This is a genomic window from Stenotrophomonas sp. NRRL B-14846 (genome assembly GCF_050473585.1).
GTDB lineage: Bacteria > Pseudomonadota > Gammaproteobacteria > Xanthomonadales > Xanthomonadaceae > Stenotrophomonas.
In genome coordinates, this window is the sequence record NZ_JBFLUN010000022.1 from 986,255 (window position 1) to 1,000,123 (window position 13,869).

General features: G+C 66.3%; 16 protein-coding genes. All 16 read left to right on the forward strand.

All coding sequences use genetic code 11. The annotated features are described in order from the left end of the window. The first annotated feature begins 3 nt into the window (after window positions 1–3). The 16 genes from AB1281_RS06910 (at window position 4) to AB1281_RS06985 (ending at window position 13,868) form a co-directional block, all read left to right on the forward strand. Window positions 4–1,557, forward strand: a complete 1,554-nt coding sequence (locus AB1281_RS06910; RefSeq protein ID WP_430345403.1) for a DNA packaging protein — start codon at window positions 4–6, stop codon at window positions 1,555–1,557. Beyond that, a complete protein-coding gene (locus AB1281_RS06915; protein WP_430345404.1) occupies window positions 1,554–1,832 on the forward strand; it encodes a hypothetical protein in 279 nt (92 codons plus the stop codon). The genes AB1281_RS06910 and AB1281_RS06915 overlap by 4 nt, the downstream gene beginning before the upstream one ends. Window position 1,833: 1 nt before the next feature. Further along, window positions 1,834–2,022: a hypothetical protein gene (locus AB1281_RS06920; protein WP_046430104.1), complete on the forward strand. Its 189-nt coding sequence runs from the start codon at window positions 1,834–1,836 to the stop codon at window positions 2,020–2,022. Beyond that, window positions 2,019–2,492, forward strand: coding sequence for a hypothetical protein (locus AB1281_RS06925; protein ID WP_430345405.1), 474 nt, complete (start codon window positions 2,019–2,021; stop codon window positions 2,490–2,492). The genes AB1281_RS06920 and AB1281_RS06925 overlap by 4 nt, the downstream gene beginning before the upstream one ends. Next, window positions 2,492–4,663: a hypothetical protein gene (locus tag AB1281_RS06930; RefSeq protein ID WP_430345406.1), complete on the forward strand. Its 2,172-nt coding sequence runs from the start codon at window positions 2,492–2,494 to the stop codon at window positions 4,661–4,663. Before AB1281_RS06925 ends, AB1281_RS06930 begins: the two co-directional genes overlap by 1 nt. After that, entirely contained in the window at window positions 4,650–5,636 is a 987-nt protein-coding gene (locus AB1281_RS06935; protein WP_430345407.1) for a hypothetical protein, read from the forward strand. Before AB1281_RS06930 ends, AB1281_RS06935 begins: the two co-directional genes overlap by 14 nt. Window positions 5,637–5,641: 5 nt before the next feature. Next, window positions 5,642–5,857 (forward strand): hypothetical protein, encoded by a 216-nt coding sequence (locus AB1281_RS06940; protein WP_005409207.1) that lies wholly within the window; start codon window positions 5,642–5,644, stop codon window positions 5,855–5,857. Between the two features lie 77 nt (window positions 5,858–5,934). After that, window positions 5,935–7,044 carry a N4-gp56 family major capsid protein gene (locus tag AB1281_RS06945; protein ID WP_046430114.1) on the forward strand — a complete coding sequence of 370 codons (1,110 nt, stop codon included), beginning with the start codon at window positions 5,935–5,937 and terminating at the stop codon, window positions 7,042–7,044. Between the two features lie 71 nt (window positions 7,045–7,115). Beyond that, window positions 7,116–7,562 carry a hypothetical protein gene (locus AB1281_RS06950; RefSeq protein WP_430345408.1) on the forward strand — a complete coding sequence of 149 codons (447 nt, stop codon included), beginning with the start codon at window positions 7,116–7,118 and terminating at the stop codon, window positions 7,560–7,562. Between the two features lie 53 nt (window positions 7,563–7,615). Then, complete coding sequence (locus AB1281_RS06955) at window positions 7,616–8,173, forward strand: hypothetical protein (RefSeq protein ID WP_430345409.1); 558 nt, start codon at window positions 7,616–7,618, stop codon at window positions 8,171–8,173. A 1-nt stretch (window position 8,174) separates the two neighbouring features. Continuing rightward, a complete protein-coding gene (locus tag AB1281_RS06960; protein ID WP_430345410.1) occupies window positions 8,175–8,855 on the forward strand; it encodes a DUF6682 family protein in 681 nt (226 codons plus the stop codon). A gap of 1 nt (window position 8,856) precedes the next feature. Beyond that, window positions 8,857–10,170, forward strand: a complete 1,314-nt coding sequence (locus AB1281_RS06965) for a hypothetical protein (RefSeq protein ID WP_430345411.1) — start codon at window positions 8,857–8,859, stop codon at window positions 10,168–10,170. A gap of 196 nt (window positions 10,171–10,366) precedes the next feature. Then, window positions 10,367–10,999 carry a hypothetical protein gene (locus tag AB1281_RS06970; protein ID WP_100449863.1) on the forward strand — a complete coding sequence of 211 codons (633 nt, stop codon included), beginning with the start codon at window positions 10,367–10,369 and terminating at the stop codon, window positions 10,997–10,999. A gap of 35 nt (window positions 11,000–11,034) precedes the next feature. Then, window positions 11,035–12,900 carry a hypothetical protein gene (locus tag AB1281_RS06975; protein ID WP_430345412.1) on the forward strand — a complete coding sequence of 622 codons (1,866 nt, stop codon included), beginning with the start codon at window positions 11,035–11,037 and terminating at the stop codon, window positions 12,898–12,900. Between the two features lie 8 nt (window positions 12,901–12,908). Next, on the forward strand, window positions 12,909–13,382 hold the full coding sequence (locus AB1281_RS06980) for a hypothetical protein (protein ID WP_088475838.1): 474 nt from the start codon (window positions 12,909–12,911) through the stop codon (window positions 13,380–13,382). A gap of 15 nt (window positions 13,383–13,397) precedes the next feature. Next, complete coding sequence (locus AB1281_RS06985; protein ID WP_430345413.1) at window positions 13,398–13,868, forward strand: hypothetical protein; 471 nt, start codon at window positions 13,398–13,400, stop codon at window positions 13,866–13,868. The last annotated feature ends 1 nt before the right edge of the window (window position 13,869 follow it).

Genomic DNA, 13,869 nt, shown 5'->3' on the forward strand with positions numbered 1-13,869 from the left:
GCCGTGGAGGAATTGAGCGACCAGGACGCCAGCCGAATCATCGAGAAGCTGGGCGATCGGTGGTGGCGGCTGAACAACCTGTACTACATCACCGACAAGTTCGGTCGACGCGTGCAGTTCAAGCTGAACGAGGTGCAGGCGGACCTCGACGACAACCTGCACACGTTGAACCTGGCGCTGAAGTCGCGCCAGCACGGCATCACGACCTGGGCCTGCATCCGCGCCCTGGACATGGCGCTGTTCAAGAAGAACACCAAGGCCGGTGTGGTCGCCCATACCGCCGGCGATGCCGCCAAGTTCTTCCGCAGCAAGGTGCTCTACGCCTACGACAACCTGCCGGACTGGCTGAAGAAGATCCGGCCGGCAGTCCGGCGCGACATGCGCGACGGCGTCCTGGAGCTGGCCAATGGCTCCAGCATCGAGGTCTCGGTTTCCCACCGCGGCGGCACGTTGACGTTCCTGCATATCTCCGAGTACGGCCCGATGTGCGCCATGTACCCGGAGCGGGCAGGGGAGGTGGCCTCCGGCGCGCTGAATGCGATCGCCTCCGGCAACATCGTGGTGATCGAGTCGACCGCCTATGGCGCTGCCGGAGACTTCTACGAGCGCTGCCAGACGGCGATCGAGCTGGACCGGCAGATCCGCGCCGGCACGGCCAAGCTGACGGCGATGGACTACCGCTTCCACTTCTATCCGTGGTTCCGGGATCCGATCAACGAGCTCGACCCGGACGGCGTCACGCTCACCGCCGACGACGAGGCCTATTTCGCCAAGGTCGAGTCGGAAATGAACTACACGCTGCGGCCCGAGCAGAAGGCCTGGTACGTCAAGAAGGCGGCCGAGCAGCGCGACAAGATGAAGCGGGAGCACCCCAGCACGCCGGAAGAGGCATTCCAGGCGAGCACTGAAGGTGCTTACTACGGCAAGGAAATGGCCGCCGCGGACAGCAGCGGGCGGATCACCGATCTACCGATCAACCCGCAGGTGCCCATCCACACCTTCTGGGACATCGGGCGCAGCGATGCGACGAGCATCTGGTTCATGCAGGAGAACGGCCCCTGGCTGGACTTCGTCGACTTCTACGAGAACTCGGGCTTCGGCGTGGCGCACTACGCCAAGGTGCTGAAGGAGCGCGGCTACCTGTACGGCAAGCACTACTGGCCGCACGACGGTGCCAATGAGGACTGGTCCGCCAACGAGAACAGGGTGCAGGTCGCCGGCAAGCTAGGGGTCAAGCCGATCGTGGTGGTGCCTCGGATCAATGACATCACCGAGGGCATCGACATGGTGCGCAACATGCTGCCGCGCTGCCGGTTCGACAGGGTCCGGTGCGGCCCACCCAAGGCAGGCGAGGGCCGCGGAGGGCTGGAAGCCCTGCGGCGCTACACCAAGGTCTGGAACGAGAAGACCGAAACGTATTCCGACCTCCCATTCCACAACTGGGCCAGCAATCCTGCCGACGCGTTCCGGCAGGCGGCCCAGGGCTATGTCAGCAGTAGCGGCCGTCGCGTCGGCGAGTCGCGCGGCACGGCCAACGACAACTGGAGAACTGCATGAGCGTTTCCCCCCGCGAGCGGAACCATCCCACCACGGTCGAGCTGGTCGACCTGCTGTCGATGCTGGTGGCCGCCGCTGATGAAGGGCAACTGGTAAGCGTCGCTTTCATGTTGCGGTCGCCGGAGGGCGACACGATGGTGGACTATCGCGGCAGCCACGAGCTGAGCGAGCTCACCGCTCGCACTGTCCTGCAGCGCATTGCCCAGGACGTCGCCGGCACCCATCCGGCGATCGCCGCGCAGATCACCTCCGACCTGGCCAGGAAGGCGAACTGACGTGGAAGACCGTGACGTCGAGCAGCTGGCCATCCACCTACAGCAGGCCCGCGCCTACGCGCGGTACCTGCCAGGGGGCGAGAACCACGGCAGCCTGGTCGAGGACCACGTCCTGTCGCCGGACCAGGCCGCCGCGGCGGTAGTGGAAGAGCTGGACGCAGCCCTGGAGCTGCTGGGAGCAGAAGCATGAGCGCCGAGGTCGAGCTCGCCCCTGATGGCTTCGTATGGTGTGGCAAGAAGGGGGACCTCACCCTCTACCTGACCCACATAGTGCGCGATGGCGACGACGACGCGGCCCTGTATATCCGGAACGAAAACCGCCGCGTCGAGGGTATGAACCCCGTGACCGGGATGATCGCCTATGGCAGCCCGGCCTACGTGGTTCCGTTCCGCGACTTCTGGATCTTCCGCCCGGAGGACAGGGATCGGGGCCGGCACCACCACATCGGCGATATGGTCGCTCGCCTGCAGAACGCCTCGGTTGCCCTCTACGGCCTGGACGTCCCCGCCTACCGGCACCGCATCCACGACGCCATCCTCGAATTCTGCGATGACGTGAAGAACTTGCGGCCGCCGGCGGAGCAGACCCGGGAGCAGTGGCTCGCCGAGATGGCCCGGATGGGGATCCAGATCAAGATCAACGGGCAGAAGGTGAACTGATGCAGACGATCGAGAACTTGCGGAGCGAGCCGGCCTACGACCCCGGCGCCGCCGATGTGGCCACCGCAGCGCCTCCAGATGTGGAGGGCCACCCGCTGGACAGCCTGGAGAACCGACGCCTCCACGCGAAGCTGCTGGACTACTGGTACACCGCCCTCGATGCGTTCTACGACAACCGCATCGAGCAGATGCTGGACTACGACTTCTACGACCACATCCAGTGGTCGGAGGAAGACCGCGCTGTCCTGGCTGCCCGGCACCAGGCGCCGCTGACCTACAACAAGATCAAGATGGCCATCGACTGGGTCATCGGCACGGAGCGACGCACCCGCATCGATGGCGTGGTGCACCCCCGCGCGGAGGACGATGTCGACATTGCTGCGGTGAAGTCGGAGCTGATGAAGTACCTCAGCGACACCAACCGCGTGCCGTGGGCGCGCAGCCAGGCCTTCAAGGACGCAGCGATCGCCGGGTGCGGCTGGACCGAGGAATCGATCCGGACCGATCGAGCGGACGAGCCGGTGATGGTGGGCCACATTCCCTGGCGGCAGATGCGGCGGGATCCGGTCAGCCGCGCATTGGACCTGAGCGACTGCCGCTTTCTGCTGCGGGAGAAGTTCGCCGACCTGGACTATTCCGAAGCGATGTTCCCCGATCGCATCGAGCTGGTGAACCGAGCGGCCCAGGACCACTACGACGGCGACAACGGCGCCTTCGACGAAGAGCTGGACCTGCCCCAGGTCTTCCGCCGCTACGACAGCCGCGGCCATACCGTGACCGGCCGTCGCATCACCGGCAGGGCCTCCCTGGATAGCCGGTGTCGGCTTCGGGTCCGTCTGATCGAGTGCTGGTTCAAACGCCCAGTCGCGCACAAGCGCCTGTGGGGTGGCGAATTCCGGGGCGATCGCTTCGACCCGAACAACCCCGACCACCAGGCGGCGCTGGCAGCAATGAAGGGCCAGGCCTCGCCGGTCTACTCGCTCTCCGACGCCGTGGTCGAGGAAATGTGGTGCGCGATTTTCACCGAGGGCGGCCTGCTGCAGCTCAAACGCAGCCCGTTCCGACACGGTCGGTTCCCCTACACGCCGTACTGGTGCTATCGCCGCAACCGCGACGGGATGGAATACGGCTTGGTCCGCGGCGTGCGCGACTCGCAGGAAGATCTGAACAAGCGCATGAGCAAGCTGCTCTGGGCGCTGAGCACGAATCAGCTGTTCTACGAGGACGGCGCCATCGACGAGGACCGCGTCGAAGAAGTGAAGCGCGAGATCGCCAAGCCCAACGGCGCCATTCCCCTGAAGAGTGGCGGTCTGGCCAGGATCAAGGTGGAGCGCAACCTCGATGTGGCCGAGGCTCAGATCAAGCTGTTGGAGCTGGATGCCGCGCACATCCATGACGGCTCCGGTGTGAACCGCGAACTGCTGGGCCGTGAGACCAACGCGGCCAGTGGCCGGGCGATCCTGGCCAAGCAGCAGGAAGGCGCCGTGAGCACCGCGGAGCTGTTCGACAACTACCGCCTGGGCATCCAGCTCAGCGGTGAAAAGCAGCTGTCCCTCACCGAGCAGTACATGACTGAGGAACGGCAGTTCCGGATCGTCGGGGAGCGCAAGGGCTTGGACTGGCGCGTGATCAACCAGCTCCGTCTGGACACGCTCAACAACGTCTGGGTGGTCGACAACGACATCAGCCGCAACCAGGCCGATTTCATCGTCGACCAGCAGGACTTCCGCGAGTCGATGCGCCAGGCCTTCGCCGAGCAGTTCTTCGACATGCTGGGCAAGCTGCCTCCGGAGATGTCTATCCAGCTGCTCGACCTGGCCTTTGACATGATCGACATGCCGGGCAAGGACGAGGTGGTGCAGCGCATCCGCAAGATCACCGGCCAGTCGGACAATGACCAGGACGTCGACAGCCCGGAGGCGCAGGAGCGCCAGCAGCAGGAAGCCCAGGACCGCGAGGTGGCCCTGCGCGAGCGCATGGCCAAGGTTGGACTGGACGAAGCCAAGCGCGAAGAGATCATGGCGAGGGCCAAGGCTTTGCAGATCAAGACCAAGGGTGACGCGCTCAATGTTGCCGAGCTGATCGAGATCCTGCTCCCCCTCGCTCCGGCGGCCGACCGCCTCCTGAGCACCCAACAGACCCCCGAGGAAACCGCTCATGCAGCAGCCTGACAACGCGGGCCAGCAGTCGCTGGCCGCGAACGAACTGGAAATGACCGAGGGCGAGCGTGCGGCGCTGGCCAGCGCTGACGGTGCCGCCCCTGGCGATGCCGCCGCAGCAACCGGCACCCCCGATGCGCCGGCCGCCGCCGCCGCGACCGCCACGCCGACGGCCGAAGGCTCAGCTGCCCCAGCAGTCGCTTCAGCGGACGGTGCGGCGCAGCCTGATGCCGCCGCTGCCGCGGCAGCCGCTGCGGAAGGGGCGGTCGCTGCGGCGCCGGCAGCGGCCGAGCCGCCGCCGGCCACGCCCTTCGTGCCGACCTATGCCGCCGACGAACGGGACTATGGCAAGGAAATCGGCGAGATCAACGGCAAGCTCCAGGCCCTGAAGGAGAAGTACAAGGCCGGCGATGTCGAGGATGAGGTGTATGAGCAGCAGTACGAGGATCTGCGCGACGAGCGCAGCCGCGTCGAGCGCGCCCAGGACATCGCCGCCCTGCAGCAGCAGCTCAGCCAGCAGAATGCCGACCAGTCCTGGGCGTACCTGCAACGCCAGTTCCTCTCACGACCGGAGAATGCCGCGATCGCCGCGAGCCCGATCCGGTTCGCTGCGTGGGAACAGGCGATGCAATCGGTGGTCAACGATGCTGCAGCTGCTGGCCGCCAGCTCACCGACTGGGACATCCTGGCCGGTGCGCGCGATCTGCTGGTGACCGAGGGTCTGCTGCAGGCTTCCGCTGCAGCGACCGCCCCGCCTGTGGCGCAGGCGCCGGCAAAGCCGGATCGCAGCGCGCCGCTGGCCGATGTGCCGGCCACGCTGAGCACCGTGCCCGCGGCGGCTGACCCAACCTCCCGATCGACCGCGGATGCTGCTGCTGGCATGGACAACATCGAGGACATCGAGTCGTTCCTGGCCGGGAAGTCGGAGAGCGAGCGCGATCGCATCCTGCGCGATGTGCCGGGCTCCTTCGTGGCGGACAACTAAGCCCCATGCCCAAGCTGCACACCACCCTGGAGCCTGGCGACGTGGTCCTGATCCCATCGGGGTCAGGCGCGTCGATCACCTTCACCGAGAAGAGCGGTAAGCGCTCGCGCGTGATCATCGAATCCAACACCCCGGTGACCATCACCCGAGCCGGTGAGCAGCAACCTACTGGCGGCGCACTACAGCGCGTGGCGCGCCGGCCAACGCCCACAACGGGCTGAACATCCTCAAAACCTGCGCAGTAGTGCGGGTCAACGACAGAGGCGCAGAAGTGCCGTGATCTCCCTGGAGAAGCAACATGGCACAGACGATCGTGGGTCTGAACGACCCCAAGGCCCGGAAGCTGTGGTCTGCGGACCTCATGGTTTCGGTATCCAAACAGTCCTACTGGACCCGCAAGATGATGGGCAAGGGGTCGGAGACCTCGATGCCGGTCATGCTGCAGACCGACCTGGAACAGGAAGCGGGCGACACCATCAGCTACGACCTGTCCGTGCAGCTGTCCGGTGGCGTCATCGAAGGCGACCAGAAGGCCGAGGGCAAGGGCGAGAAGCTCGACTTCTTCACCGACAAGGTCTTCATCGACCAGGCCCGTAAGCCGGTCAGCTGCGGTGGCCGCATGAGCCGCAAGCGCACCGTCCACGACCTGCGCAAGGTCGGCCGCAACCGCCTGACCGAATTCTGGGCGCGCTTCTACGACGAGCTCTTCTTCATGTACGGCTCGGGCGCCCGCGGCATCAACGAGGACTACAACGTCCCGCTGAACTACGCCGGTCGCGCAGGCAACCCGTTCGAGACGCCGGACAGCTCGCACATCCTGTTCGGCGACGGCGCCAGCAAGGCATCGCTGACCGCGGCCGGCAAGATGAGCCGTGTCCTGATCGAGCGCGCCAACACCAAGGCCGCTTCGCAGGGCGGCGGTTCGACCCAGGTGGCGGAGATCCAGCCGATCACCATTGCCGGCGGCGAGCACTTCGTCACCGTCATGCACCCGTTCCAGGCGCATGACCTGAAGACCTCCACGGATCCGGGCAACTGGCTGGACATCCAGAAGGCGGCTGCAGCTGCCGAAGGTGCCAGCAACCCGATCTTCAAGGACAACCTGGGCATGATCGGCAACACGATCCTGCACAAGCACAAGTCCGTGGTGCGCTTCGGGGACTACGGCGCCGGTGGCAACGTTGCGGCGGCTCGCGCGCTGTACCTGGGCCGCCAGGCCCTGGTGCTGGCCTTCGGTTCGCCGGGCAACGGCCTGCGCTTCGACTGGTCCGAGGTTCCGCTCGACCACGGCAACGACATCGAGATCTGCGCCGGCGCAATCTTCGGCATCAAGAAGACGCGCTTCAACGGCAAGGACTTCGGCACGATCGCCCTGGATACCGCCGCGGCCGATCCGAACCCGCAGTAAGCCTCACGCCAAGAGCCCCGGCATGCCGGGGCTCTTGCGTTCAGAACTCACATCCTTCGCAGGAGAAATCCATGTCCACGAAACTCGCAATTGGCCGCAACAGCGGCGCATCGTCGCCGGCCGCCGGCCTGCTGGTGGTCAACGACTACAGCTGGCCGGTTGAAGCCGGTGCGGATGGCGATCTGGTGTTGATCGGTGAGCTGCCGGCCAACCACAAGCTGCACAGCCAGGGCTCGGGCCTGTTCGCCAAGCTGGACGCCGGCGGCAAGCTGGCCGCGCAGAACGTCACAGTCTTCATTCCCGACGCGATCGACGGCGCCTCTGCGGCCGGCAATACCGTCATTGCGCCGACCGCAGTGGTTGCCGATACCGCGGCCTTCATCCCGATGTCCCTGCACCTGATCGCCGAGGGCCTGGGCTCCAAGCCGGTGAACCGCCCGGTGTACGTGAAGCTCAATACCGCCCCCGGTGCTCAGCAGGGCGAGCTGATCCTGCGCCTGGCTGCCTTCCCGGCCTGAGCCCCCAACCGTAGCGGGGCTGCGCCTGCAGCCCCGCCTACCAGGAGCATCCCATGCTGATTGCATGCAAGTTCAAGCGCCCGAAGGCGCCCGTTGAGCTGGACGGCAACGTGTACTTCTTCGTGCCGATCGATCCCGCCAATGCCGATTCGGAGCACGTCGCCGACGTCGAGAACTCCGACCACATCCAGCGACTGCTGGGCATCCCGGAGGCCTACTACATCGCCCGAGCCCAGAGCCTGCAGACCGCTATCAAGCCGGTGCTGCCGGTCGCCCCCGTTGCAGAGCAGGATTCGCCGCCGCCGCCGGCTGGCAGCAGCACCGGTGCCGATGCCGACGCCGGCGGATCGGACACCACGACCGGCACCGACGCCGGCAGCAACGAACCGCCGGCCGGCGCCAACGTGGCCGCCACTCTGCCGCCGGAGATCGTTGAGGCCGCGGCCCAACTGAACGGCTTGAGCTGGCAGAAGCTGAAGGCCGAGTTGGCCAAGGGCGGCATCGCCAAGGTGGTGATCAAGGCCGCCCTCGACCTGGAACTGGCCAAGCCGGAACCCGACCAGCACGGCACCACCCTGAAGGTGCTGAGCCAGGCGCTCGAGGAAGCCTGACGTGGAGGCGCGCACCCTCAGCCAGTTGATCGAGGAATGCCGGGAAGAGCTCGACGACGACGTGGCTCCCTACCTGTGGAGTGACGCCGTGCTGACCCGGCACCTCAACGAAGCTGTGGAAGAGGCGTGCATTCGGGCGCGGTTGCTCGTGGAGAGCGGCCGCCCCGATATTTGCCACATCAACCTGGAGCCGGGCCGAGCCGATTACCCGCTTCATCCGACCGTGTACGTGGTCCGGCGCGCTGTGCTGGCCAGCAACCTGTCCGACCCGCTCTGCAGGACCACCAGCGCCGCCCTGGACGGACGGCACCACCACTGGCGCACCGAGGCAGGGCGCCCCGAGTACCTGGTGCGCGATCGACAGGCGCGCGAGGTGTCGGTGAGCCCGGTGCCTGCGGAAGTCGATGTCCTGCAGCTCACGCTCTGGCGCGTGCCGGAGGCCGCCGAGGCGATGGAAGACAGCGAGGACGAGCCGGTAATCGATGCCATCCACCACCGGAAGCTGGTGCACTGGGCCTGTTGGCGGGCCTTGAACAAGCGCGATTCGGAGCAGCGCAGCACCGCGGACGCCGACCGACACCTAGCACTGTTCGAGAGCTACTTCGGCGAGCGGCCCACCGCGCGCGCGCTGCAGCAGCTGTCGATCGACCCCACCACCGGCACCCAACCCATGTGGTTCTGACATGCCCGTTCGCGATGAAGATCTCCGCCCAGCAGGCCCCTGGCCCCTGGGCATCAACAACGTGGCCGGGGAAGGTGCGCTGCCAACCGATGAGGATGGGATCCCGCGCGCGCTGCGTGAGGCGGACAACGTCGACCTGGACGCCGCCGGTCGACCGCAACGCCGGCGCGGGCATCAGCGTTTCCGGCCCGGTGCCCTGACCCATTCGCTGTGGAGCCATGACCATCTGCAGTACGGGCTCTTCGTCGATGGCGGTCAGCTTCATGCCCTGCATGAGGATGAACGCGTGGAAACGCTGGGCATCGACGTCGGGCTGGACCCGCTGAGCTACACGCTGATCGGCGATCGCGTCTTCTTCAGCAACAGCACTTCCTGCGGTGTGCTCGACATCGACCTGCAGGTGCATTCCTGGTCGCCTGAGCACCCCGCGGGCCAGCCGGTACTGGCACCGTCCGCCGAGAGTGCGCTGGCGCCTGGGCAGTACCAGGTCGCGGTGACGTTCATGGATCGGTTCGGCCGTGAGTCGGGTAGCACGCTGGCCACAGTGATCGACATTGGCGAGGGCGGTGGGTTCGAGCTGAGCGACATTCCGCTGCCGGTGGCGCCGGACACGGCTTCGGTCGCGGTGTACGTCTCCGGGCCGAACGACCAGGTGCTGCGGCAGTACGTCATCCTGCCAGCCGGCACCCGCTCGGCGCCGGTGCTGTCTGCCGGCGAGGGCAGGGCGCTGACCACTCAGTTCCTTCGCCCGCTGCCGCCGGGCCACATCGTGCGTGGTGCGCACGGCCGGCAGTTCGTAGCCAGTGGCCAGGAGGTGCTGTGGTCGGATGCGCTCCGATACGGCATGTTCCGGCCGTCGACCAACCGCATGCGCTTCAACGCACCGATCGACCTGATGGAACCCATCGGCGACGGACTGCAGGATGGCGCCGGCGTCTACGTCGCTGCCGGCGCGCGGACCTACTGGTACGCAGGCGCCGACCCGAAGGACTTCAGCCAGGCAGTGGCGCGCGGTAGCGGCGCGGTGCCTGGCTCGGCCATGGTCGTCAATGGCGACGTGGTGGGGCTGCAGTCGGCGGCACCGGTGCTGGTCTGGCTTGCCCGCGACGGCTACTTCTGCATTGGACTGCCGGGCGGCCAGGTGCAGGTGCTGAAGAAGGGTGAGGCAGTCGTCGACGAAGCCGATCATGCAGCGCTGCTGCTGCGTCAGCAGGACGGACTGAGCCAGCTCGTGGCCGCGCTGCGGGCACCCAAGGGCCAGGCGCTGGCCGTCACCGACCGGGCAGTCGCCCACGTCATCCACCGAGACCCATGAGCCATGGCTGTGTTGGCCCAGCCAGACGACGTGAAGCGTCGCCTGGAGATCTGCCGTGCGTGTCCGAACGTCGAACGGCTCGGACGCCGCCTTTTCCTGCGCTGCAGCCTCTGCAGCTGTCCCCTGGCAAGCAAGACCCGATTCCAAGGGGCTTCCTGCCCCGCGGGCAAATGGTAACCACCGAAGGAGCAAACCGATGAAAATCATGAAGGCCCTGCAGAACCTGGGCACGGTGGGGCGCGACGCCATTCGCGCAATCCGCCGGCACAAGTACGAGCTGTCCGAGGCGGGCATCTACATTCCCGCGGCGCGCGCGACCATCGGCGGCACCTTCAGGCATGCTCACGCCACTGCAGGCGGTGAGTTCGGTCCGTGGCAGGTGGACCCGAATCGACTGGTCAATGAGGGCCTGAACTACATCCTCAACACCGCACTTGGGGGCACCAGCCAGCAGACAGCATTCTACCTGGCGCCATTCGCGGGCAACGTGACGCCGGCAGCGGACTGGAAGGGATCCACCTTCAAGGACGTGGCCACCGAGTTCACGGGGTACACCAACGCCAGCCGTCTGCCCTGGACCACCACACCCTCGACGGCTGAGGCGATCGGCAATAGCGCCGCTCTTGCCGCCGCGACGCTGGTCTACTCGGCAGGCGGGCCCTACAACCTCTACGGCATCGGCCTGCTGACGGGTTCGGCCAAGGGCGCTACGGCGAACATCCTGATCGCCGCCACCCGCTTCGCAACGCCGCGCACCAACCAGCTCGCCGGCGACAAGCTGGCGCTGGAATACGTGCTGTCGGCCAAGGACGAGGGCGACGTCACCTGATGAGCGGGCCGCGGTACAGCGGATGGACACCGATCGTGGTCGTTGGCGATCGGGAGGTTGCGGCCCAGCACGTCCCGGAAGCAAGGAAGCTGCTGGGCTTCGTGCTCGAAGAGGCCAAACGGAATGGCCTCGGGATCGCGAACCTGCGCCGGGAGCTGCAGGACGGCACGGTGCTGCTGGCCGAGAAGATCGGCGAGCTGCCGCGCGTCACCATCATTACCCCGGGGCCACCGCCGGTGGAGGAACCGCCGGAGCCCCGCGGCGGCTTCATCATCTGGCCACGATGGGACGTGCCCACCGGCGATCCCGCGCAGCGCGGGTCGCAGGTGGATCCAACAGGTAATGACCCCACCGGGTGGCTGGAGTTCGCCGGCAGTCGCGTGGTCACCCGCTACTGGCGCCGATGGGACGTGGTCGACCAGATCCAGGGCGCACGCTACGAGAGCTACAACCGGCCGGATCTGTATCCCGATGGGCTGTACTTCTTCGGGAACATTGATTGGAAGGACGGCGAGGACCTGGCGCTGTCGTTCTACGGATTCTGCTCGAGGTACGTGCACGACGTTGCCTTGCTCGACATCGGCGCGCGCTGGGTGCTGCAGCAGGGCCAGGCCCTGTTCGACCGGATCTCCTACCGCGCAGAGCTGCAGCAAGATCCCCCGGAATACCTGTCGTGGCGGATCAACTCCGCCTGCGTGCGCAAGACGTCGGCCGGAGCCCAGGAGCTGGTGGTGGCGTTCACCAACTACACCCAAGGCCAGCCCACCACCGCGCAGACGGCGTTTGTGGCCTTCAGGTTGCATAGGAACGAGGGGACGCCGCAGAAGGGTGACTGGGTCATCGAGCCCGGCAGCCATCGACTGCTGGGAATGACACCTGGCCAGATCAACCCCGAAGGCAGCACGTCGGGAAACACCTTCACCGATTCAGCCATGCCCTGGTTCTTCAATGGCGATGGCACCCGAGCGATTCGGACCGTCAACAGCGAGCAGACGGCCGCTGTCGCGTTGGTCAACACCATGACCCAAGAGGTGGAGATCTCCGACAGCAGCATCACCCACACCGCGGTCCAGGCTGCCTATCTGCAGGGCAACTACGCGGGGAGCGGCGGCAACTTCGCCTTGGTCGCACCCACGCGTGGCCTGGTCGTGTCCGACTTCGCCGGCATGGAGCGGAAAGATGCCTACCTGGCGCTGCGGCGGAGCGAGGGGCGGTTTGCTGTGGAGGCCAACAACTACCAGGGAATGGTGCGCGTGTCGGTGGTGTTGGAGTTCGACGGCGGCGAGATCACCTTGATCGATCGGGACTTCGCGGTCGGCAATGACCGCCAGGACTATCACCTGTTGGCGTACATGGACGTGCGCCACAACCTGTTCTCCGGGTGGCGGATCCAGGGCTTCAACGGCGCTCACACGATCCAGCCGTTTGCCTACATGGCCGGCCGGATGGTGTATGGCCAGTCCGAGCCTGTGGCATGGGATCCGAGTTCCGGCACCGGCGCGCCTTTCCCGGGCCTGGATACCCGTGCCCCGGGCGCCGTCACCGATGGCCTGGTGTTCGGCAGCTACTGGGTCGGCGCCAGCGGATCTGGATGGGGCCCACGCACACCGAATCAGACGGGTGTGATCTGGAACAAACACCCCCGCGAGGGACTGATCGCGTTCAGCGGTTCGTCGCTGCTGGTGCCGCTGATGATGGATCGACAGGGCGTGAGGGACTTCCTCGGCTTCGATTGGGCCGGGGGCTGGAACTACAACAAGGGGCGCTACTGCGTCTCGATACCTGGTGCCTACACCGGTGCACTGAACTACCTGACGGGTCATGACCTGGGGGCGTTGCTCGGCGTTACCGCCGAGGACAGGCGCTTCTACCCGCTGACCGTCCTACCCAAGCCCATCTAGGAGCCTTCATGGCCGTGAACACTTCCACGGGGTTCGAGGCGTCGATCCTTGGCCCGTCGGCATTCGAGGGGATCTTCCGCGCCGGTTGCATCGAGATCCGCACCGGGCCCCAGCCGGAAACTGCAGACATGCCGGCCACCGGTGCGTTGCTGGCGAGAATCACCGTTGACGGCGGCGTCTGGCAGCCAGGCGTTTCGGCCAATGGCCTGAGCTTCGTGCGCAACGGCCGCTACGTCTACAAGGACGCCGCCCAGCGGTGGGTACTTCGCGGGCTCGCCGCGGGAACCGCGGGCTGGTTCCGCCTGGTCGGCAACGCGCCCGACGCCGGCGCGGTCTCCTTCGAATCTCCCCGCATCGATGGCGCGATCGGTCTAGACGACGACAGCCCGGGCGACTTCCAGATGCGCCTGCCCACCCTGGCCATGGCCACCGACACCAGCATCGAGATCGGTGAATGGTGGTTTGCGATCCCCCCACTCTGACGAAGGAACAGCACCATGATGATCTCCATCCCGCTCGCGCAGGCCCTGCTTGGGCAGGTCAAGAATGCCCTCGACGGCGGCTTCCTTTACGTGTTCGCTGGGCCGGTACCCGCCTCGGCCGACGCTGCCCTGGATATGGTCGGCAGTCACACCCAGCTGGCGAAACTCTCGGTCACCGGCAGCGGCCTGACCTTCTCCGCTCCTGTCGGCAACGTCCTGCCCAAGGCACCGAGCGAAGAGTGGGAAGGCCTGATCCAGTTTGAGGGTGCCAATGCCGGCGCCACGAGCCTTTCCCCATCGTTCTATCGCTTCTGCGCTGCAGCCGACGATGGCCGTGGTTCCACCACCGGTGTTCGCCTGCAGGGCACTGCGGGCGGGCCTGCCTCCAACGCGGCCGTGCTGTTCAGCAGCGACGTGATGACGGCCAACGGCAGCAACAGCACCGGCGTGAGCATCTTCAACGTGGTTGCCGACCAGGCCAGCTGAC

Excerpts from the sequence above, each read along its gene's own strand:
- AB1281_RS06955 (WP_430345409.1), top strand. The coding sequence starts at position 7,616 with ATGCTGATTGCATGCAAGTTCAAGCGCCCGAAGGCGCCCGTTGAGCTG.
- AB1281_RS06940 (WP_005409207.1), top strand. The coding sequence starts at position 5,642 with ATGCCCAAGCTGCACACCACCCTGGAGCCTGGCGACGTGGTCCTGATC.
- AB1281_RS06985 (WP_430345413.1), top strand. The coding sequence starts at position 13,398 with ATGATGATCTCCATCCCGCTCGCGCAGGCCCTGCTTGGGCAGGTCAAG.
- AB1281_RS06950 (WP_430345408.1), top strand. The coding sequence starts at position 7,116 with ATGTCCACGAAACTCGCAATTGGCCGCAACAGCGGCGCATCGTCGCCG.
- AB1281_RS06980 (WP_088475838.1), top strand. The coding sequence starts at position 12,909 with ATGGCCGTGAACACTTCCACGGGGTTCGAGGCGTCGATCCTTGGCCCG.
- AB1281_RS06935 (WP_430345407.1), top strand. The coding sequence starts at position 4,650 with ATGCAGCAGCCTGACAACGCGGGCCAGCAGTCGCTGGCCGCGAACGAA.
- AB1281_RS06945 (WP_046430114.1), top strand. The coding sequence starts at position 5,935 with ATGGCACAGACGATCGTGGGTCTGAACGACCCCAAGGCCCGGAAGCTG.
- AB1281_RS06965 (WP_430345411.1), top strand. The coding sequence starts at position 8,857 with ATGCCCGTTCGCGATGAAGATCTCCGCCCAGCAGGCCCCTGGCCCCTG.
- AB1281_RS06930 (WP_430345406.1), top strand. The coding sequence starts at position 2,492 with ATGCAGACGATCGAGAACTTGCGGAGCGAGCCGGCCTACGACCCCGGC.
- AB1281_RS06970 (WP_100449863.1), top strand. The coding sequence starts at position 10,367 with ATGAAAATCATGAAGGCCCTGCAGAACCTGGGCACGGTGGGGCGCGAC.
- AB1281_RS06915 (WP_430345404.1), top strand. The coding sequence starts at position 1,554 with ATGAGCGTTTCCCCCCGCGAGCGGAACCATCCCACCACGGTCGAGCTG.
- AB1281_RS06925 (WP_430345405.1), top strand. The coding sequence starts at position 2,019 with ATGAGCGCCGAGGTCGAGCTCGCCCCTGATGGCTTCGTATGGTGTGGC.